Origin of the sequence: Oceanobacillus sp. FSL K6-2867, from assembly GCF_037963145.1 — a bacterium.
Classification (GTDB): Bacteria; Bacillota; Bacilli; order Bacillales; family Amphibacillaceae; genus Oceanobacillus.
In genome coordinates this window covers 3,723,360-3,743,706 of record NZ_CP150144.1, presented here as the reverse complement: position 1 = coordinate 3,743,706, position 20,347 = coordinate 3,723,360, and the positions used below count along the sequence as shown (strand labels likewise).

Here is a 20,347-nt window from a genome sequence, read left to right as displayed (position 1 = left end):
CCTTCTTTATTAGCTCTCTTCTCCATTCAAAATTAGATTGAAATCAATCTTCGCTTTTAAAGAATCCGATACAGAGCAATATTTTTCTTCACCAAGGTTAATTGCACGCCAAACTTTCTTGCTATCAATATCTCCATCAACAATAAATGTTACTTGAATTGCTGTGAAACCCTTTGGCGCCTCCTCTTTACGCGTTCCATCTGTAATAATTTCAATTTTAGTTATTTTTTCTAAATGTGGTCTTAAAATCATCGTTACATCAATTCCAATACATCCAGCTAAAGAACCAAGCAGCATTTCAGTTGGCGTGGCCCCTTTACCTAAACCGCCATAGGCTTCTGTTGCATCCATATAGGTGGCGTATCCTGAATCACCAACTGATTCAAATGCTCGTCCACCTGTCCATGTTGTAGTTACTTTCATAATTAAAAACTTCCTTTCTTAATAAGTTAAACTAGTACCTGGACCAACCGGTATACCCAATACATACCAAATCACAAAGAATAAGCTCCAGCAAATAAGAATCGTTATGGAATAAGGCAGCATTAACGAAATAACAGTTCCTACTCCATTTTGTTTGCCGTATCGCTGTGCAAATGCCACAACTAACGGGAAAAATGGCATGAGTGGGGAAATGATATTTGTTGATGAGTCCCCAACCCTATATGCTACTTGTGTTACTTCAGGAGAAATCCCCATCTGCATAAACATCGGGACAAACACTGGAGCCATAATTGCCCATTTCGCCGAATCTGCAGCAATAAACAAATTAATAATCGCAGTAATAAAAATCAATGCAGCAAGCAATGGCACCCCATCAAAATTTATCGCCTGTAAAAACGCAGCGCCCTTTACTGCAATAATGGTTCCTAAATTCGTATAATTAAATAATGCGACAAACTGAGCAGCAAAGAAAATCAGGACAATAAATCCCGCCATCGTTTCTAAGGACCCTGTCATTAAATGCGCAACATCCTTATCATTTCTTACTGATTTTGTTACAATTCCATAAATGACACCAGGTACTAAAAAAATGACCATCATCAGAAAGATAATACTGCTCATAAACGGGGAAACAATAATGCTCCCCTCATCACCGCGTAATGGAGCATTTTCCGGAATGACGAGTGCAGCAATCACAGCTACTGTAACAAGAATAGAAATATTTGCCCATAATAATCCCCTTTTCTCGATACTTGTTACTTCATTTTTATTTTCAAGGGGTTCACTAGGTATATATTTTCCTAATTTCGGCTCAATAATCTTATCTGTAATAATCGTCCCGATAATTACAATTAAAAATGTAGAAGCAATCATAAAGAACCAGTTATCTGTTGCATTTACAACGTAATTTGCATCTAATATTCGTGCACCTTCTGTGGAAATGCCACTCAGCAGCGGATCATTCGTTCCTAACAATAAATTGGCAGAATAGCCGCCAGAAACACCTGCAAATGCTGCAGAAAGCCCCGCTAACGGATGACGTTTGAATCCTAAGAAGATAATCGCCCCTAATGGAACAAGCACGACATATCCAACAGACGCTGCTACATTGGACATAACGCCCATCAAGACCACGATTGGAGTGACAAGCTTCCTTGGAGCTTTGGTCACCGTATTTGTCATAATCGCACTGATATAACCGCTCTTCTCAGCTACACCCACACCAAGCATGGCAACAAGTACAGGACCCAATGCCACAAAGGATGTGAAATTCGTTACTACACTAGAGAACATATATGCAATGCCTTCAGGTACAAGCAAGCTAATAGCATCTACATTGAGTGTTTCAATTTGTCCTGTTTCATTATTCATGCCTTCAAAGCTGACACTTACTCCAAATATAGAGAGAACATGCGATAGTGCGATAACAATTAGCGTAAAAAGAATAAAGATGGTTATCGGATGCGGCAGCTTGTTCCCTTTTTCCTCAATAAAATTTAATAATCGAATTGATTTCGATGTCTTTTGTTGACTCATGTTGTAACCCCTTCTTAATTTCTTTCATACCTAGTATACAGATGTGACAATTAATTTCTAGAATTATGCTTCAACATACCTAACATAAATAAAAAATCACGTCATCGATCTTTTTTGAAAATAGAACGATGACGTATTCATCATTTACTTCATTTCAGCAGAAACTTGCCATGTAATTCCAAATTTATCTTTTACTTGTCCATAAGCTGGACTCCAATCCGTTTCTTGCAGCGGCATTATTACCTCTCCATCGTCTTGTAATTTTGCAAACAATTCATTCGCTTCAGCTGCAGTATCTGGTAATATAGCAATACATAACTGCGAACCTAACTGGTAAGGCTGTCCAGGAAAAGTATCTGTAATCATAAGTTCTGAATTACCTATCTTTAAACTAGCATGCATTACTCGATTCTTTGCTTCAGCAGACGGCTTAAATTCCGGATTATCAGGCATATCACCATACGTTTGAATCCCCAACACCTTTGCTCCTAATGTATCTTTATAAAAATCAACAGCTTCTATTCCCGTGCCATCCAAAATAATATATGGATTAATCCGTAATCCCATTTTATACACCTCATTTAACTTATTGGATATTAGTTTTATTATTCCCCGATAACTATTTCTAAATCCAATGGTGATTATGAAGAATTAGGTAATCACTATAATTGCCAAAGTGCTTTAATAATAAGGAAAGCAGTCTATCCATTTTCGAAAATTTATGGCTGTATACAATGCTTGAATCCATGCCATTCTAGTTAACTTTAAAGCTAGCATTCTAACTCAACGAATGCTAGCTTTACCAGGTCGGATACGTCCTTTATTAAGGTATTATTTATTCTCTTATAACTTTTCATTTACTCTGTTGCAAACCAAATTCTTACTGAACTTCCTGTAAATTAAATGAAACAATTCGATCTGTGTTCGGATTATAAACAACAATTCCTTGTACTCTCAACGTTTCTTGAGGTGACTGTAAAACAAATTCAAATGTTTCTCTAACTAAGGAATGGGAGAGCATTGTTTTTCCAATTGCATTATAGTCGGTAACATTAAAGTTTGGATACGCCGCTTCGGTAACTTCCAATAAATATTTCCCCCATTTTTCTTGCTCCAATTCAGGTGAAGGAATGATTTCAATATTAATGACTCCCACACTTGTGTTAACGCCCAATGCTTCAAATGCCCTTCGATGTAAATTGATCCGATTCGCCGGATAGCCCGAAACTTGATCGACGACTTTTACAATAATTTCTCTCCCATATGGAGCAGAAATATTTCTGATTTTAAGCATTTGTCCACATTCATAGGGGGAATTTTCTCCAACAGCTGCTGTCATATACTCATTTTCTGACCAAGCTATACCGCATTTTGTTACTTGTCCCCCATCTGTCCATGTAGCTTGACCTCTAACCGTTTGCTGACGATCAAAATAATCAGTATTGATTGGATAAGCATGCTGATTATCATAAGCAGCAGGCTGCTGTCCATATGGCATGTATTGATGAGGATCATGTACATTATAACTTCTATTCGGCCAGTAAGGATAATAAGGATTCATCTGGTTTTCCTCCCGTCATTATAGAAAACTTAGCATTGCAAAATATTCGATTGACTGACATTGTTGTGTAAAGTTAAACTTTCCAACCTAAAAAACCTTCCTGATAATATATGTATCAGGAAGGTTGACCTGTGACAGGCGTCTTGTATGAATCATTTTTTTCTAAGCTAACAGCGTTAAAAATAAAATTTGTCTCGATTTCTTCTAGTAATTCTTAACTTACGAACCTGGAAATAAAAGATGGTTATTACACCGATAAAAAACACAATTGAAAGATAGGTGCTAGAAAAAAATCTTTCCATAACAATAGATGCAGCACTTGGTTGATTTTCGGATGATCTTGCAGCTACTGCCGGCTTGTCCTTTTTAATTTCATCAAGTTGAAACGTATCAACTGCTTCGCCATCCTGGTTCATCATTTTTAAGACTCCATTTACTTCCACTTTTTCTACAAGTTTATCGTTCTGTGCATGTGTATAAACAATCTTTTCAGGTGTAGCATATTGCTGATCCTCAAACGTGAAAGTTGTTCCCTTTGGTATACTTGATGTCGTAAAGTTTTCAAATCCATAATCTAATAGTTTGATTGTATCATTATAGGCATCTTCTACAACATTACTTTTTAGCGTGACTGTGATTAATTTTAAATCATCTCTTTCCGCAGTAGTTGCTAATGTATAACCTGATTGAGAAACAAAACCATTTTTCCCGCCAGTAACTCCCTTATATGGAATTTCCTCTTTAACTAATTTATGATGTGTTTGAATCGTTGTATCCCATGTTTTTCCGTGCCAATCCATTTCCTTCGTGCTAAAGATATCCATAAATACATCATTTTTCATTGCGTATTGGGTTATTTTTGCTAAATCTTCTGCTGTTGTAACATGATTTTCATCAAATAAACCGTGTGGATTTTCAAAGTTTGTTTGTTCAGTTCCGATTACTTCTTTCAGATATATATTCAGATCTTTTGCGAACGACTTTACATCACCACTCAAATGCTCTGCAATTGCAATTCCAGCATCATTTCCAGAATTAATCAGCAATCCTTGAATAAGTTTTTTTAAACGTACTTTTTCTCCCTTTTCCAGGAAGACAGTTGTTCCATCTACCTTTCTAGCATTGCCGCTTACTGTTACAATATCATCAAGCTTTCCATTTTCAATTGCATAAATCGCAGTTGCAATTTTTGTTAAACTGGCAGGATACATCGGTTCTTTTGCATGCTTTTCATATAAAACTTTCCCTGTCGAAGCTTCCATTACGATTGCAGAATCACTCTTTATCTGCAGTGATTCTTCTCTCGAATCAGCCTGTGCTGTGGAAACGAGTACTGCATTCATGGTGACAATTAATGTCATCATCCAAGCTATTTTTCTCATACGAACACTTCCCCATTATTTGTTTTTCTATTTGTTGGTTTATCACAATGCGGAAAGATGCACTTAGAAAAACAAATCACGTCTTATACTAACCTAAACGTATGGTACAAATGTGTAAATACCTTTCTGGATTTGTAATTAACACGTAATGTTAAGTAATTAGGCTGTTATAATTCTCAAACTTCCGAAAAAAGAAAACAGTATACATTTCAGAATGTATACTGTTAAACACTAAGTGTTTGATTGTTATATGCGGTCAATAAAGCATGTCAGAACTTGTGCTTCTTCATCATTTACTGGTACAAACAGATGTGGCTTAGATCCTTGGAAATATGCACTATCTCCTTTTTCCATATAATGCTTTTCACCATCATAAAGCAAATAAATAGTTCCCTCTAAAATATAAATAAATTCATCCTGGGAATGTGTGTAGGTTTTTTCCTGTCGCAAGTTAATATTCTTTGGGGTGACATGTACAATTGTAGGTTCGATTCCACTGTATTTAGATCTGTTTGCTAAAAGCTCATATGAATACCCCATGCTCTCGTCACCTACTGTAGATTGCCGATTAGACTTCTGCTGGAGTACAAGATCCTGTTCCGTCTCATCATCCAAAACCCAGGAAAGCTGCACTCCCAATGCATCACTGATTTTAGATAGGGTTGCAATTGCAGATGCTGTTTGTCCATTTTCAATTTTCGATAAAAGACTTTTTGAAATACCGCATTCATCAGCTATTTGTTGCTGGGTCTTTTTATTTCGTAATCGTATTTGTTTTACTTTTTTTCCTATGCTCTGAAGATCGATCGAACTCAGTCCTTCCACCTAAAATCATATGTATATATTTTTTAATCATAGAATAGCCCCCCCAACTAGTCAAGACAAGAAAAACCATCACCGTAGCAAAATCATTTGCTAGAGTGATGGTATTACCAGGTTTACTGTGCATTAGCAAAGTATGCTAAAGACCGGCTCGGTAAGGTTTTACCAAGTTTGTTTTGAATAAATATACCAGCATTCTGTATTTTCATCTCATCGATTCCTGTTTTAATTCCTAATCCGTGCAAAAGGTAAAGTACATCATTTGTAGCAACATTTCCTGCCGCACCTGGCGCATATGGACAACCACCTAATCCGCCAACAGTGCTATCAAATCGGTGGATACCAAGATGCATCGCTGTCATAATATTTGCAATCGCCATTCCTCTTGTATCATGAAAATGAAGTATAAGCTTATCTTTTGGATAATGTTTCATCAGTACATCAAGCAGCTGCTCTACCTGGGTAGGAACCGCTGTACCAATCGTATCACCAAGTGAGAGATCATCTGCACCAGAAGCAAATAAATTCTCACAGACCCGCAATACTTGATCAGGAGTTATTTTCCCTTCATACGGGCAATCAAAAACAGTAGAAACATAACCTGTTATGCGCTTGCCAGCCTGTTTTGCTTCACGAATGACTTCGTCTAACACCGGATACGTTGCATCGATTGTTTTATTAATGTTCTTTTGATTATGTGATTCACTGGCCGACATGAATACAGAAGCAGCATCAATCCCTGCGTCCAGTGCAAATTCTAAACCCTTCATATTCGGAACAAGTGCTGAGTACACTACTTTCGGATTCCGTTTAATTTGTCTTCCTACTTCACGTGCATCGGATAAAGCCGGTATCATTTTCGGATTAACAAAAGAAGTGTATTCAATTTCTTCCACGCCTGAATCTGACAGCATATTAATCCATGCGATCTTGTCAGCTGTCGAAATCCATTTCTTCTCATTTTGTAATCCGTCACGTGGTCCTACTTCCTTTAATTGAACAAATTTAGGTAAGTGATTCATTCAACCCCTCCTCCATTCTGTGATAGGAAAAATTCATAAAAGAAATATTTATTTACAGTAAAAAAATGAATGAATACGCTTACAAATCGTATACCCCGAATTACCGCCACCAACATATACTAATGTAAAAAAGTCTTATACTCATTATATTCAACTGTGTTTATTTTGATTCAACATTGTTGAATATAGTATATAATAAATATTCTAACAAAGTCAATTTAAATAAACTTTTTAAAAACCAAAAAGCTGCATTCCTATTTGGACCACAGCTTTTTGGTTAGGTTCATTTAATAGCATTGATTAATTACTTTCCTTCTTGCGGATTAGCAATTAGCCCCATAAATAAAATTGTACCTGTCTCATCATCTGTAATAGCGATGAAAAATGGCCGGTTCACTTCCATATGAAATGGCTCATTTACCGGTGCCGATGTTGTTTCCATCTCAACCGAAGTCGCAGCAGCTGCTTCTGTTCCTTTTTCATTCACATCGATAAATGTTTTTTGCTTTATCTGGCTAATCCAGAGCGGATCATCTGTCTCTATCATTTTTGAGAAATTTGCCTTCTCTTCATTAAATGCATCAGCCATGCCAAGCTGATTTAATGTGTCATTTAATACTGCTTCATATTCGAGTTGAAATGTAGGAAGCAGAATCGTTCCTTCCTTTTTCTGAAATTCCGATTTCCATACGTTCCAGTTTTTATTTGTTAATTGACTCTGAAAATCTGCCAGACTCGTGTTTTCTTTTGGAAGAAACACATTCATACTCATTGATTCATCTTCCCCATATGGGAGAGAGACTGCTTGAAATTCTTCATTTTCCAGGTAAGCTAAATTTTCCTTTAATGACATAAGGGGAACATCTTTTTTTGTACCATCCGGAAGATTAAACGGTCGATTTTCAGTTTGCTGTTCATCAAATTCATATGTCCAATTTCCATCGAAATAAATGGCATTAATAAGCACCGCAACTAAATTCGGATCTAATGGAGCTTCGATGATATCCTCAATTTTATCATTTGTTGCTTGTTTTACCCAATTATTAATTTTCGCGGGACTTTTTGCATCAGTAATATCCATTTCTTCTAGTTCAGCATTAAAATAATCCTTATTATTTTCAGCAAATGCACCTTGAAATTGGTAATCATTATTTAACCAAATAGAATTTGCAATGTTTAACTCAATCTGCTCTGAATGCTTATGGAGTAAAGATATGTGTGAAGCATTCGCTTGATTTAGTTCTTGTTCATCTATCCCTTCTGCCTGCAAAACTTTTGCAATTTCTTCTTTCGTCTGACCTTCTGCACCATTGTAAATCATGGATAATGCCATGAATAGGCTTGTTGGTGATATGAAAAGATTGCCATCTTCATCAGAATCAACTTCTCCCAACAGATTAAATGCTAATTCATTATTAGGAGTAATAATTTGTTCGTAATCACTTTCTCCATACTCAACATCACTTGAGATATCCAATCCATTTGTTGTGCCACAGCTGCTCGCTGCAGCTACAAAACCCAGCAATAACATGGGATATCCAATTATTTTTTTCATTCCGCTCACCACCCTTTATTCATTAGTCTGTAAAAGTCAGAAAACGTTACAAAATATAAGAAATTAATAAAAGTATTGTATTAAATAAAGAGTAGCCTTAGGTGAGATTTTAAATCAATTAACTAATAAATTTCTAAATACTCGATCAACGCTTCCAATATGGCATTCTTGTTTAGTCATTGTTATAATTTGTAATATTATCGAAACAAAATTTAAGGTAAGGAAGCGAAACAATGAAGAATAGTTGGAAAATATTTTCAACCGATATGAAAAAAACGGGAACAAACTGGATTGCATTAGTGATTATTGGAGGGCTTATTCTTCTTCCATCCCTTTATGCCTGGTTTAATATAAAGGCTTCGTGGGATCCATATGGTCAGCTTGACCGAATGCCAATTGGTATTGTAAATGAAGATTCAGGAGCAACCATCCGTGATGAAGCTATAGATGTTGGAGACGAATTAATTGAGACCCTGAAAGAAGACGACTCGATGGACTGGAATTTCACAGACCGTCAGACTGCGATGGATCGCGTTGAATACGGCGATTATTTTGCCGTTATTATTATCCCAGAGGATTTTTCAGAAAAACTTGCCACTGTAATCAGTGACGAGCCGCAGAAAGCAAACGTTGAATATTATGTAAACGAAAAAATAAATGCTATTAGTCCGAAGATGACAGACAAAGGTGCAAGTGTCATCGTAGAAAATGTAAGCAGCCAATTCATTTCTACTGTTAACGGGGTTATTTTTGACTTATTTAACACGATTGGAATTGAATTAGAAAGTGACTTACCGGATATGGAACGTTTTAAAAATTATGTTTTTGAAATGGAAGAAAGATTGCCAGAAATCCATGAAGTGTTGACTAGTTCTTTGAAAGATGCTGATCATGCTACAGAAATCATTCACAATGCACAAGATTTAATGCCGTATGCAAAGCAAATTACAGCAAATGGACTTCAAACAATTGATGATACAGTGGCATTTCTAAATGAAGCTGAAAATCGTCTAAATGAATTGGCTCCCGAAGTAGAGGAAAAATTAGAGCACGCACAAGAAATCTCAGCAAACATTAATACATTCCTGCAAGATATTCAAACAGCTGATATTGATTTTAACAACAGCGAACAGTTGTCTGAACAAATCAATGCGCAAACTTCTCAAGCCATTGAGCAAATTAAAGCTATCGAGACAATTTTACAGCAGGTAGAAGCACAATCAAATGCTGAGAATGGAAATGAGGATGGAGTCGAGAATGGCAATGAGAGTGAAAATGAAAATGAGAATAAGAATGAAAGTGAAAGTAAGCCAAGCCAGCAAGAAATTGATTCAGCATTGGAACAGCTTGCTACATTAAGAACAGAGCTAGAAGATATTCAAGATCAAAGTTCAGACCTTCTGACATTTATTGGCGAATCAAGTGGAGAAGTGAACCAGATTCTCGATGAATTGAAAGAACGGGCAGCCACTACAAATGAATCTGTAGATGCCTTTGTAAAAGAATATAAAGAAAACATTGAACCTACTGTATTGGAGAATATAAATAATGCTCAATCAACCTTGAACGATGCTCGAGGAATATTGCTTGAAATACAAGAAACTATTCCAGAGATCGAAAACATTTTAGCCAACACCGATACCAATCTCGCTGAGGGAAAAGAATTATTGGAAAATATCCTTGGTGAGTATCCATATGTGAACGATAAAATTAATGAAATAGCGGATCGAATTCGACAAATCGAAGGAGAAACTGACCTAGAAGAAATAATACAGCTGCTGCAAAACGATCCAGATGCAGAAAAAAGCTTCTTCTCAGAGCCAATTGTATTGGATGCGAATAAAATTTTCCCAATTGCCAACTATGGTACAGGCATGACACCATTTTACACAGTGTTAGCGATATGGGTTGGCGGTTTACTGCTTATTTCGCTATTATCAACGGACGTTCACAATCCTGAAGGCTTTACAATACGAGAGCAGTATTTCGGAAAGCTGTTCACATTCATGACAATCGGCATCTTGCAGACATTGATTATCACTTCAGGTGATCTCTTGTTATTAAGGGTTGGAGCAGCTCATCCCGTCTGGTTAATTGTGTTTGGCCTGTTCATCAGTATCATATTCATGGTTATCATTTATACACTTGTTTCCGTATTTGGTGATGTCGGCAAAGCAACCGTAATTGTTCTATTAGTTCTGCAAATAGCAGGGTCTGGCGGAACTTATCCAGTTGTCTTGCTGCCAGATTTCTTTCAAATGATTAACCCATTCCTTCCGTTCACCTATGCGATTGACTTGATGCGCGAAGCGGTTGGTGGAATTGTTTGGAGCCGTGTATTACGTGATGTGACAGCCTTATTCTTATTCGGACTTGCTGCATTCCTGCTTGGAGTCTTTTTGAAACAACCGATTAATAAACAGACACGTAAATTAATCACTAAATCCAGGGAGTCTGGCATGTTTCATTGATTTAAATTAATACTTAACTTTATACGGTATAAACAATAACCCCCATTAAAAGCATGTTTAAATGCTTTAATGGGGTTTTTGTGAAATTTATATTTATCATATGCCTTTGTCAGCCAGCACACGTTAGCCTCTGCAATATAATGCGACCGGGACATGTGATACTTGGTGAGAAGCTAGAAATAGGAATACTTGCTCTAACCAAATCGTCTTCTCTGATCTCCTCGTCTGGTGCCTCTGTCCCCACTGTCGCTATAGTTTTGCTTAATAGAAGCTTTGAACTGTTCTTCTCCCCTATTATATACTACCAATGATAACTTTTGTTTATTGGCATTTCAGCTTTATAATTCTTGCGACAAACGAATCATATCTCGACACCATATTCCATTTTCATAAATAGGTGTATCATAATGCCTTATAAAAAAATTCCTATCAACATGTGTTATTCGAAATCCGCATTTTTGATAAAGGGCCAGCTGTCCAATACTCGAATTTCCTGTTCCTATCTCCATCATTTTATAGCCAACCATTTTAGCTCGCTCAATTGAATTTAATACTAACATTTTACCTATTCCATTTCCTTGCAGAGCTTTTTCCACAGCGAGGTTTGCCAATTCAATTTTATCTGTACTTGTCGGTACAAGAATATAAACACCGATTATTTGGTTATTATTCTCCATCACGTAGCATTCTCCACGCTCTAAATACTTGCTAACAAGCATTTGAGAAGGATCAGCCAGCAGCATTAAGCCCATTGGCGGAATTTCGTGTTGATCCAATTTTCTAATTTTCATTTCATTGATACTCCTCACGAAATTTATGCTGCTTATACCATGCCAAGAACCGCTTGTTTTCTATTACATTCAATGTACACGGAGCCTCAGCCTGTTCTTCCAGCTTTCGATGCTCCTCGGGAAATTCATTTTCAACATCTGTCCTTATGTATGGGAGCTTTTCCTGAGCTTTTTGTGAACGGATATTGACTCGCTTAGCACCTGCAAACACATAGTTTAGTTGAAACTTTGTAAAAGCAATATGCAGAATTTCTGCTTTTGCCAATGCATTATAGCCTTGTCCCCAAAAGGGGTAACCAATCCAAGTACCAATGTGACACGTATTATTTATACGATCAATATCCTTCAATGTAATCACGCCAATTGGTTCTCCAGTATCATTTAGTATAACTCTAGAGAACTGTTTTCCCAACTTTTCCTGTTCGAGAATATAAGTGATAAAATTTCTAGTCCCTTTAACAGAGGTTTGCTCATCATCTAAACCTAACGCGTCTTTAACTTGAGGTACTGAGGATAGACGAGATATTTTTTCTGCGTACTTTTTTTGGTGTGGGACTAAAAATAAAACCGTCATTTGTTATGCTCCCCCCTATAATGCTGTTTTTCATAAGCCGAACCTTTTTTCCTTATTATTATAACCAAAATTTGCTTATACAAGCTTTGCATAGACACATGTATCTCGCAGTTCATTCGTATCTGGAGAAAGATCATCATTTTTTAAAATACCTTCTAACACAAAACCTAACTTCTCCGGAATTGCCCGGCTCTTTTGGTTCCTTGTATCACAGCGAATTTCTAACCGCTTGGCATCTAATTCGGTAAATGCGAAATTGACAATTCCTCGTACCGCTTCTGACATATATCCTTTTCCACTAAAGCGAGTATCAATCCAATAACCAATCTCAAATTTAGGAATAGCCCAATTAACCCGATGCAGGCCTGAAGAAGCAATAAATGCACCAGTCTCTTTATGAAAAACGAGCAATCTAAGATCTTCTCTTTTCAAAAATGAAATATAAGCTGAGCGAATATTCAACTCGACATCTTGTGCCGTTTGCTCCTGCCGGGCAAAGGGCATCCAAGGTTTCAATTCATTTATTGATGCTTGAATAGCTTCATAAACAGCTTTTCCATCACCTGGTCTTGGTATGCGAATTATGAGTCTTTCTGTTAGGAATTCCTCTGGAAACACTTTCAAAATCGGATTCATCTTTGTCACCATCCAAATTTAAAATCATGTCTGAACAATAATTGTTAGAGTAATTATAACAAGGAAATTAATTCATGAATATTTTCATCCAATAAAAAATACCAATAGATAAAATCCATTGGCATTTTTTGAACAAATGATTCCTTATTCTTTATTTCTCAACTTAGCTTTTTGCTTTAACTTTTCCAGTCTTAGTGACTTCATAAGCGCAAACACCATCAACAGCAAAATAATTGAAAATGGAAAAGCGGCAATAATCATCATGTTTTGTACTCCTTGAAGCCCACCACTGTATAACAACGTGATCGCTGTTAAGGAAAGAACAATACCCCAAATAAACTTAATCCAATTTGGTGGATTTAATGATCCATTTGTAGAATGCATGCTCAAAACAAACGTCGCTGTATCAGCAGAGGTAATAAAAAATACAGCAATTAAAATGATCGTTAAAACTGATGCAATTGTGCTAAATGGCATTGTGCTTAACATACCAAATAACATCTCTTCCTCTGCAAGAGCCGAAATATTCATAATGCCTTCTGCTTCAAGATAGATTCCTGTCCCTCCAAGTAATGAGAACCATATAAACCCAACTATAGAAGGTACAATTAAAACCGCAATTGAAAATTCCCGAATTGTACGACCTCTTGATACTCTTGCGATAAAAGTACCTACAAATGGAGACCAAGCGATCCACCAAGCCCAATAAAACATTGTCCAATCACTAATCCACTGGCGATCTTCAGGACTGCCAGGTGCAGTACGTAAACTTATTTCAGGCAGGGTCTGAATATAGGAACCAAGAGTATTCGTGAAAAGATCCAACGAATATAGAGTAGCTCCACCAAATATCCCTATGAATAAAAGCAAGATAAAAGCTAACACCATGTTCAAATTACTGAGTAAACGAATCCCTTTATCTAAACCTGTCATAGCAGATGTTAAAAATATCATACTTACCACGATAATGATAATTACTTGAATAAAGAATGAAATTGGTAAGTCAATTAAATATGAAAGTCCCCCATTCATTTGTACTGCACCAAGACCAAGACTGGTTACAATACCTGTAACCGTTGCAACCAAAGCAAAGATATCGATTACTTTACCCGATAGACCTTCTGTATTCATAATCGGTGAAAGTGTAGCACTAATTAAACCAGACTTTCCTTTTCTAAAATTAAAGTACGCAATACAAAGGGCAATAAAGGCGTAAACTCCCCATGCATGTATTCCATAATGAAAAAAGACAAATCGCATGGCTTCTCTCGCTGCTTCATTTGTCCCTTCAGTAACGGTAGGAGACTGAATGGCAAAATGTGATAGCGGCTCTGCAACACCAAAAAAGACCAGACTAATTCCCATGCCAGCACTAAATAGCATCGCGAACCAAGTTAAATAGCCATATTCTGGCTTATCATCAGTTTTTCCAAGCTTAATATTTCCATAAGAACTTACAATAAAAAACAAGGATACAACCACAAAAAATGAAACGACTATTAAATAATACCATCCAAATGTTGTAGAAATAAAACGTTCAATACTTCCGGTTATGCTCTCAAGGGTGTTGGGAAATATGACACCAGAAAAAATAATTATGGCCAGTATCCCGATGGCCCAATAAAAAACAGGTTGTACTTTGTTTGTTGACTTCATTCTAAAACTCCTTTTAATATGCTTTACATCATTTAAGTTTCGCTACAATTTGTTCGATTTTGTTTAAATCGAGAGCTGATACTTTTCTGGATAAAGTTAAAGTATAACTAGAAAAAACGTTGATTACAATAGATAACTATTCTTAAATGATAAAGAAGCTGTATGGGTATTTAACTATTGTATTGATAATGGGCGAGCGATAACACGATCATTGATATATTTGCATCTAACAGGATGGTCCTGAATTTTATTATTTCTAAAAAGCTCCGTTTCATACTGTTTTATAAAAAGTTCTAGCTAACTAAAACCAGATGTGCAGAAGTGTGTATTCTTTCAATTTCATAACGTACAAATCATATTGATAGTAAAAACAGGATAATAATTGATATGATAGCAACATACATTTGCTTATCTTAAGAAGATAAAGGATGATAAGATTTTCCTTTTTATAAACAGCAGTTAAGCACTAAGCGAATGCACAAAGGACAACGCTCTCAAAATCAGCATGGATAAGGGGGAGAAACGAATGAATGAAGTTTTATTTTCAACCGCTAAAAATGGTGTTGCAACGATTACATTAAATCGTCCAAAGGCTATTAATTCATTAAACCATGAAATGATTACCTCGATTAAGAACATGCTTTTCCAGTGGGAAAGAGACCCAGCTGTACAGCTTATTATTCTTCAAGGTGCAGGCGAAAAAGGTTTTTGTGCTGGTGGAGATATTAAGAAGCTCTATCAATCCAAGGAGAATGAAACAGCATTTGAGGGGTCGATGCAATTCTTTCAAGATGAGTATGAAACAGATCAGCTCGTTGCCGACTTTTCAAAACCAATTCTTGCCTGCCTTGATGGAATTGTAATGGGCGGTGGAATCGGACTTTCTCAAGGGGCCAGCCACCGAATTGCTACAGAACGGACAAAGTGGTCCATGCCGGAAATGAATATTGGCTTCTTTCCGGATGTTGGCGCAGCTTACTTTTTAAATAAGGCTCCAGGTCATCTTGGGCGTTACTTAGCCCTGACTGCAAATGTGCTGAAAGCTTCCGATGTTCTTTATGCTAATGGAGCTGATGCTTTTATTCCAAGTGAGCATTTAACCCCATTGCTTGAGCAAATTAATACAATTGATTGGCATAAGGAACAGAACCAACCCGCTGCACTTGATGACGTTGTCCAAAAATTTAAATCAGATCCAGAAGAAGGAAAACTTGCTACTTTACAGAGAGATATTGATAAACATTTCGCTTATCCTACTATAGAAGAAATTATTAATTCATTAGAAGCGGATAATGATGATTTTTCCATACAGACAAGAGAAACATTATTATCTAAATCAGTCGTATCATTAAAGGTTACCTTGAGGCAACTAATCGAAGGAGAAACGAAATCACTAAGGGAATGCTTAGACACGGATTTAATCGTTGCTGCCAATTTCCTAAGATCAGAAGATTTTTATGAAGGTGTTCGGTCGGTAGTAATTGACAAAGACCATAACCCAAAATACATTTACAAACAACTATCCGAAGTGTCTTCATCAATGGTTGATTCTTTTTTCCAAAGCTCATACTGATTATAGCACTCATTAAAAACCCGAATCCCTTAGCTAGGGGGAATCGGGTTTTCTGCTTTCTTGTGGTTTTCAAATTGCCTGAATTTCCTCAGGTGTATTTTTAATGCTGAAGGTGCAGGAAGTCCTCCTTCAACTAACAGAATCATCACTTTTCACTAAAACCATCGCTCTGTTACTACTTTTTTCCGCGTGTAAAATTGAACGCCATCTTTTCCATTCGTACCTAAGTCTCCGTAGAAGGAAGCTTTATTTCCAGCAAATGCGAAAAATGCCATTGGTGCAGGAACATTGACATTGATGCCAACCATTCCAGCATCAATTTTTTCACGAAATTGCTGTGCACTCTTTCCGCTATCCGTATAAATGACAGCCCCATTAGCAAATTTCGATTGATTTGTTACCTTAATCCCTTCTTCTAAGTCTTTTACACGTAGCACACTCAGCACAGGTGCAAAAATTTCGTCTTGCCAAATTTTCATATCGGTTGTAACATGGTCAAAAATCGTAGCACCAACGTAATAACCTTCTGCTGTTTCCTCTTTAATATGTCTGCCATCAACTAATAAATCGGCGCCATCTGCAACACCAGAATCAATATAGCCAATGACTCTTTCTTTATGTGCTTCACGAATAAGTGGACCAACAAAGGTGTCCTCATTCATGCCATCTCCTACTTTAAGCCTTTTTGTTTCTGCCACAAGCTTCTCTAAGAATTCATCTGCAATATCATCTACAACTGCAACAACGGAACATGCCATACAGCGTTCTCCACTGCTGCCAAATGCAGCACCAATTACACCTTGAATTGTTTTTTCTAAATTACAATCCGGCATAACGATTGCATGGTTTTTAGCACCAGCAAGCGCCTGTACACGCTTTCCATTAGCTGTACCAGTTTGGTAGACATGTTTTGCAACTGGCTCTGAACCGACAAAGGAGATTGCTTCAATATCTGGATGCTCCAGGAACCGATTTACTACCTCTTTGCCTCCATTTACTAAATTTAATACACCTTTCGGAAATCCTGATTCATAAAACAGGTCAACCAATCGTTCTGCAAGTATTGGTGTTCGCTCCGATGTTTTTAACACAAATGTATTACCACAAGCGATGGCTAATGGGAACATCCAGAGCGGAACCATCATTGGAAAATTAAATGGTGTAATCCCTGCAACGACACCGATTGGATATCGCCAAATAGAACCATCAATTCCCTGTGCGATGCCTGACAATGCGTCACCCATCATCAGATTTGGCGTTGATGTTGCTAGTTCAACAACTTCAATTCCACGCTGCACCTCCCCTTGTGCATCCTTATAGGACTTTCCATTTTCCATTGTAATAATTTTTGCTAACGCTTCTTTTTGCTCTTTTAGTAAATGAAGATAGTTAAATAATAATCGCGTTCGGTTAGGAACAGGCACAGCTTCCCAATCGTCATAAGCCAATTTTGCTGCAGCTACTGCCTCGTCAACTTCTGCTTTACCTGAAATCGTAACCTGTGCGATTGTCTCTCCTGTAGCTGGATTTGGCACTGTCATCGTTTCTCCACTTCCAGCTTCCACCCAGCTGTCATCTATAAAATTTTTCATAACCTTTACATCTGAAGAAATCATTGTTTTGCCTCCTTTTTATTGGATTGTTATTTTACTTGTTCATAGAGCACTGCCATGTCCTGATCGCCGTAACCTTCTTGTTCAACTGACCGATATAAATGGAGTAACGATTTACTGATTGGTAAAGCAAGGTGACTTTCGTCTGCAAGCTCCATTGCAAATTCGAGATCCTTTCTCAGCAGTTTAAGAGAAAATCCCGGATTATAATCGTTCTCCGCAATAAAACTCTTATAGTTTCGTTCGTATATCCGACTCTGTCCATAGCTCACATTCAACATGGAAAACAATTCATCTAAATCAATATTCTTTTTGCTTGCTAGTTGTAATGCTTCACTGACTCCAGCAGTGTAAAAACCAATCAATAGATTATTAATCAACTTTACCGTCGTTCCACTATCGATTTGCTCATTAACATGGAATATATTCTCTCCAAGCACTTGAAAAACTGGAAGCACTTCATCATAGACATGCTGTGATCCTCCAACCATTACAGTTAATGTTTGGTTTACAGCGCCTATGACTCCCCCACTCACAGGGGATGCCAAAAAATCAAGGTTATGCTCTTTACAAACCTCTGAAATTTTTACATTTAACGCAGGAAAAACTGTACTTGTATCTACTAACGGCTGTCCTGGCTTGGCATTCGTAATTAATCCTTCTTTCCCTAAGTAGACCTCTTCCACTGCTTTTACCGACGGAAGACTCGTCAGGATGAGTTCACTTTTTTCTACGACCTGTGCCACAGATGAAGCAATTTCCCCACCTGCTTTTTTCAAAGAGAGTGACGCTTCTTCATTTAAATCGTAGCCCATAACATGATACCCTGAGTTAACCAACCCAGCTGACATTGGCAGCCCCATATTCCCTAAACCAATAAAACCGATATTCTTCATATACTCCCTCATTTCTTATATCCATTATTTGAAATTACTTCCATTGCTATCTTACGCTTCTTGTCAATCAAGTTGGAATACATCGGCAATGCAAAATTGTTTATTTCATCTAAGAACTCTCGCTTTTTAGCATCATCTGAAACAACCGAGGATATAATCGCAATGGTATTCCTTTCAACCTCGAAATACCCCTCTTCACAAATTACTTCTGCCATCGTTTCTTTTAAATCTTGATTTGATTTTGTTGTTCGAGCAGTTAACTGTACAGATTCCATTACGTAAATTTTTTTGATGATATCCGCAAGCATTCGTTGAATTTCTTGATCATCTTTAATGATATCACCTTCTTTGGTAACCGCTTTCAAAATCATGTTTAATAGCTTGCTGGAATAGCGGATAAATAAGTTTTGAGAATGGTTTTGTGTTTCTTCCAGTTCAATTATCGATTTATCATTACGATACAATTTCAAGAAAGATCTTACAATTGTAAGGCGATTAATCTCACTTGTTCCTTCAAATAATCGATTAATTCTTGCATCCCGGTATAAACGCTCTACTTCATATTCTTGCATATATCCGTAACCACCGTGAATTTGTAAGGCTTCGTCTACAACATAGTGCAAAGCTTCCGATGCATAGACTTTATTAATCGAACAATCAACTGCATAATTAGAAAGACGAGCAACAATGTCTTCTTGATTTGATAAGTTGGTTTGCAGATTATCTAACCTATTCGCTGTTACATACGCTGTACATTCAGCTGCAAAAGTTGCTAAAGTCATATTTGCCAGCTTCTCTTGAATCATTGTAAAATAGACAAGCTCCTGATTAAATTGCTTTCGTTCCTTTCCATAATTTACTGCAAACGACAGCGCTTGTTTTGCAGTGCCTACATTAGCAAAGGCAAGCTTTAGACGAGCAAGATTTAATATATTAAGTGCAATGAGATGTCCTTTCCCAACTTGACCAAGCACTTGATCAGCTGACAGCATAACATTATCCATAATCAAGGTTGCAGTTGATGAGCCTTTAATGCCCATCTTCTTTTCTTCTACCCCGATTGAAACACCGGACATTGATCGTTCTACAATAAATGCTGTAATACCATTTTTCGTTTTTGCGAACACCACGAAAACGCTGGCAATATGGGCATTTGTTATCCATTGCTTTTCACCATTTAATACCCATTCATCACTGTTTTCAGTTAAAACTGCAGTTGTTTCTGAAGCCAGTGCATCTGATCCAGCATTTGATTCTGTTAATGCATACGCACCAACCCATTCGCCAGATACAAGCTTCGGCAGATATTGTTTTTTCTGCGCCTGTGTACCAAAATATACATATGGAAGTGTTCCTACACCTGTATGAATATTGAAGGACACACTAAATGATGCACCATAACCTATTCGTTCAGCAATTAAACCTGCAGCTTTTTTGCCCAGATTCATACCCCCATATATTTGGGGAACTTCTGCACCTAATAATCCAAGATCTCCTGCGTTGCGAAATAGTTTTTTAGCAAGTTCATAATCATACGATTCAAGCTTTGTCATATTTGGTGTTACTTGTTTTTGAATAAATTTATCAATGGTTTTAGCAATTAGATTTTCTTCCTCATCGAGGTCGACAGACGTGACTGATTGCTCGCTCGGAAATAGCGTATGCTTTTTAGTTGTCTCAACCTTCTTCACATGCCCGCCTCCTTATTAAAAGAACATAGTCTTACTTTTAAATGTACTTGTTTTTCAGTCAACCCACTTCAATCCCTTGCAAAATCACATAAAAAATGCACACTAACATTCCATATGGAAGTTG

17 protein-coding genes are annotated in these 20,347 nt (G+C 37.0%); 2 read left to right on the top strand and 15 right to left on the bottom strand.

Features of this window, described 5'->3' with window-relative positions; genetic code table 11:
- Window positions 1-9: 9 nt before the first annotated feature.
- From NSQ77_RS18050 to NSQ77_RS18015, 8 genes are all read right to left on the bottom strand, one after another.
- Entirely contained in the window at window positions 10-423 is a 414-nt protein-coding gene (locus NSQ77_RS18050) for an OsmC family protein (protein ID WP_339227455.1), read from the bottom strand.
- 18 nt (window positions 424-441) lie between these two features.
- A complete protein-coding gene (locus tag NSQ77_RS18045) occupies window positions 442-1,980 on the bottom strand; it encodes an AbgT family transporter (RefSeq protein ID WP_339227454.1) in 1,539 nt (512 codons plus the stop codon).
- A 144-nt stretch (window positions 1,981-2,124) separates the two neighbouring features.
- Window positions 2,125-2,547 carry a VOC family protein gene (locus NSQ77_RS18040; RefSeq protein WP_339227453.1) on the bottom strand — a complete coding sequence of 141 codons (423 nt, stop codon included), beginning with the start codon at window positions 2,545-2,547 and terminating at the stop codon, window positions 2,125-2,127.
- A 313-nt stretch (window positions 2,548-2,860) separates the two neighbouring features.
- The gene (locus tag NSQ77_RS18035; protein WP_339227451.1) at window positions 2,861-3,541 is read right to left on the bottom strand and encodes a DUF3889 domain-containing protein; all 681 of its coding nucleotides are present in this window, start codon (window positions 3,539-3,541) and stop codon (window positions 2,861-2,863) included.
- A 176-nt stretch (window positions 3,542-3,717) separates the two neighbouring features.
- Window positions 3,718-4,923 carry a D-alanyl-D-alanine carboxypeptidase family protein gene (locus NSQ77_RS18030; RefSeq protein WP_339227450.1) on the bottom strand — a complete coding sequence of 402 codons (1,206 nt, stop codon included), beginning with the start codon at window positions 4,921-4,923 and terminating at the stop codon, window positions 3,718-3,720.
- A 246-nt stretch (window positions 4,924-5,169) separates the two neighbouring features.
- Window positions 5,170-5,748 (bottom strand): XRE family transcriptional regulator, encoded by a 579-nt coding sequence (locus NSQ77_RS18025; RefSeq protein WP_339227449.1) that lies wholly within the window; start codon window positions 5,746-5,748, stop codon window positions 5,170-5,172.
- 113 nt (window positions 5,749-5,861) lie between these two features.
- Complete coding sequence (locus tag NSQ77_RS18020) at window positions 5,862-6,767, bottom strand: hydroxymethylglutaryl-CoA lyase (protein WP_339227448.1); 906 nt, start codon at window positions 6,765-6,767, stop codon at window positions 5,862-5,864.
- A 304-nt stretch (window positions 6,768-7,071) separates the two neighbouring features.
- A complete protein-coding gene (locus tag NSQ77_RS18015) occupies window positions 7,072-8,322 on the bottom strand; it encodes a serpin family protein (RefSeq protein WP_339227447.1) in 1,251 nt (416 codons plus the stop codon).
- 233 nt (window positions 8,323-8,555) lie between these two features.
- On the opposite strand from NSQ77_RS18015, the gene NSQ77_RS18010 reads away from it, so the two are divergent.
- Entirely contained in the window at window positions 8,556-10,793 is a 2,238-nt protein-coding gene (locus NSQ77_RS18010) for a YhgE/Pip domain-containing protein (protein ID WP_339227446.1), read from the top strand.
- 338 nt (window positions 10,794-11,131) lie between these two features.
- Here NSQ77_RS18010 and NSQ77_RS18005 read toward each other — a convergent pair whose 3' ends face one another.
- The 4 genes from NSQ77_RS18005 to NSQ77_RS17990 all read right to left on the bottom strand — a co-directional run bounded on the left by NSQ77_RS18005 (window position 11,132) and on the right by NSQ77_RS17990 (window position 14,450).
- Entirely contained in the window at window positions 11,132-11,584 is a 453-nt protein-coding gene (locus NSQ77_RS18005; protein ID WP_339227445.1) for a GNAT family N-acetyltransferase, read from the bottom strand.
- A gap of 1 nt (window position 11,585) precedes the next feature.
- Entirely contained in the window at window positions 11,586-12,158 is a 573-nt protein-coding gene (locus NSQ77_RS18000; RefSeq protein WP_339227444.1) for a GNAT family N-acetyltransferase, read from the bottom strand.
- Window positions 12,159-12,233: 75 nt separating this feature from the next.
- Window positions 12,234-12,794 carry a GNAT family N-acetyltransferase gene (locus NSQ77_RS17995; RefSeq protein WP_339227443.1) on the bottom strand — a complete coding sequence of 187 codons (561 nt, stop codon included), beginning with the start codon at window positions 12,792-12,794 and terminating at the stop codon, window positions 12,234-12,236.
- Window positions 12,795-12,938: 144 nt separating this feature from the next.
- Window positions 12,939-14,450, bottom strand: coding sequence for a BCCT family transporter (locus NSQ77_RS17990; RefSeq protein WP_339227442.1), 1,512 nt, complete (start codon window positions 14,448-14,450; stop codon window positions 12,939-12,941).
- Window positions 14,451-14,976: 526 nt separating this feature from the next.
- Here NSQ77_RS17990 and NSQ77_RS17985 point away from each other — a divergent pair.
- Window positions 14,977-16,023 carry an enoyl-CoA hydratase/isomerase family protein gene (locus NSQ77_RS17985; RefSeq protein ID WP_339227441.1) on the top strand — a complete coding sequence of 349 codons (1,047 nt, stop codon included), beginning with the start codon at window positions 14,977-14,979 and terminating at the stop codon, window positions 16,021-16,023.
- Between the two features lie 155 nt (window positions 16,024-16,178).
- Here the strand turns inward: NSQ77_RS17985 and NSQ77_RS17980 are convergent, their stop codons facing one another.
- Genes NSQ77_RS17980 through NSQ77_RS17970 form a run of 3 tightly spaced genes read right to left on the bottom strand, consistent with a single transcriptional unit; the run spans window position 16,179 to window position 20,223 of the window.
- Entirely contained in the window at window positions 16,179-17,639 is a 1,461-nt protein-coding gene (locus NSQ77_RS17980; protein WP_339227440.1) for a CoA-acylating methylmalonate-semialdehyde dehydrogenase, read from the bottom strand.
- Between the two features lie 26 nt (window positions 17,640-17,665).
- Window positions 17,666-18,532, bottom strand: a complete 867-nt coding sequence (locus NSQ77_RS17975; protein ID WP_339227439.1) for an NAD(P)-dependent oxidoreductase — start codon at window positions 18,530-18,532, stop codon at window positions 17,666-17,668.
- Between the two features lie 8 nt (window positions 18,533-18,540).
- Window positions 18,541-20,223: an acyl-CoA dehydrogenase family protein gene (locus tag NSQ77_RS17970; RefSeq protein WP_339227438.1), complete on the bottom strand. Its 1,683-nt coding sequence runs from the start codon at window positions 20,221-20,223 to the stop codon at window positions 18,541-18,543.
- Window positions 20,224-20,347 lie beyond the last annotated feature (124 nt).

What these genes read in the sequence shown, in the direction of transcription:
- NSQ77_RS18010 (WP_339227446.1), top strand. Translation starts at nt 8,556, where the DNA reads ATGAAGAATAGTTGGAAAATATTTTCAACCGATATGAAAAAAACGGGA.
- NSQ77_RS18000 (WP_339227444.1), bottom strand. Translation starts at nt 12,158, where the DNA reads ATGACGGTTTTATTTTTAGTCCCACACCAAAAAAAGTACGCAGAAAAA.
- NSQ77_RS17985 (WP_339227441.1), top strand. Translation starts at nt 14,977, where the DNA reads ATGAATGAAGTTTTATTTTCAACCGCTAAAAATGGTGTTGCAACGATT.
- NSQ77_RS18030 (WP_339227450.1), bottom strand. Translation starts at nt 4,923, where the DNA reads ATGAGAAAAATAGCTTGGATGATGACATTAATTGTCACCATGAATGCA.
- NSQ77_RS18035 (WP_339227451.1), bottom strand. Translation starts at nt 3,541, where the DNA reads ATGAATCCTTATTATCCTTACTGGCCGAATAGAAGTTATAATGTACAT.
- NSQ77_RS18040 (WP_339227453.1), bottom strand. Translation starts at nt 2,547, where the DNA reads ATGGGATTACGGATTAATCCATATATTATTTTGGATGGCACGGGAATA.
- NSQ77_RS18050 (WP_339227455.1), bottom strand. Translation starts at nt 423, where the DNA reads ATGAAAGTAACTACAACATGGACAGGTGGACGAGCATTTGAATCAGTT.
- NSQ77_RS17995 (WP_339227443.1), bottom strand. Translation starts at nt 12,794, where the DNA reads ATGAATCCGATTTTGAAAGTGTTTCCAGAGGAATTCCTAACAGAAAGA.
- NSQ77_RS18045 (WP_339227454.1), bottom strand. Translation starts at nt 1,980, where the DNA reads ATGAGTCAACAAAAGACATCGAAATCAATTCGATTATTAAATTTTATT.
- NSQ77_RS17975 (WP_339227439.1), bottom strand. Translation starts at nt 18,532, where the DNA reads ATGAAGAATATCGGTTTTATTGGTTTAGGGAATATGGGGCTGCCAATG.
- NSQ77_RS17990 (WP_339227442.1), bottom strand. Translation starts at nt 14,450, where the DNA reads ATGAAGTCAACAAACAAAGTACAACCTGTTTTTTATTGGGCCATCGGG.
- NSQ77_RS18015 (WP_339227447.1), bottom strand. Translation starts at nt 8,322, where the DNA reads ATGAAAAAAATAATTGGATATCCCATGTTATTGCTGGGTTTTGTAGCT.
- NSQ77_RS18005 (WP_339227445.1), bottom strand. Translation starts at nt 11,584, where the DNA reads ATGAAAATTAGAAAATTGGATCAACACGAAATTCCGCCAATGGGCTTA.
- NSQ77_RS17980 (WP_339227440.1), bottom strand. Translation starts at nt 17,639, where the DNA reads ATGATTTCTTCAGATGTAAAGGTTATGAAAAATTTTATAGATGACAGC.
- NSQ77_RS18020 (WP_339227448.1), bottom strand. Translation starts at nt 6,767, where the DNA reads ATGAATCACTTACCTAAATTTGTTCAATTAAAGGAAGTAGGACCACGT.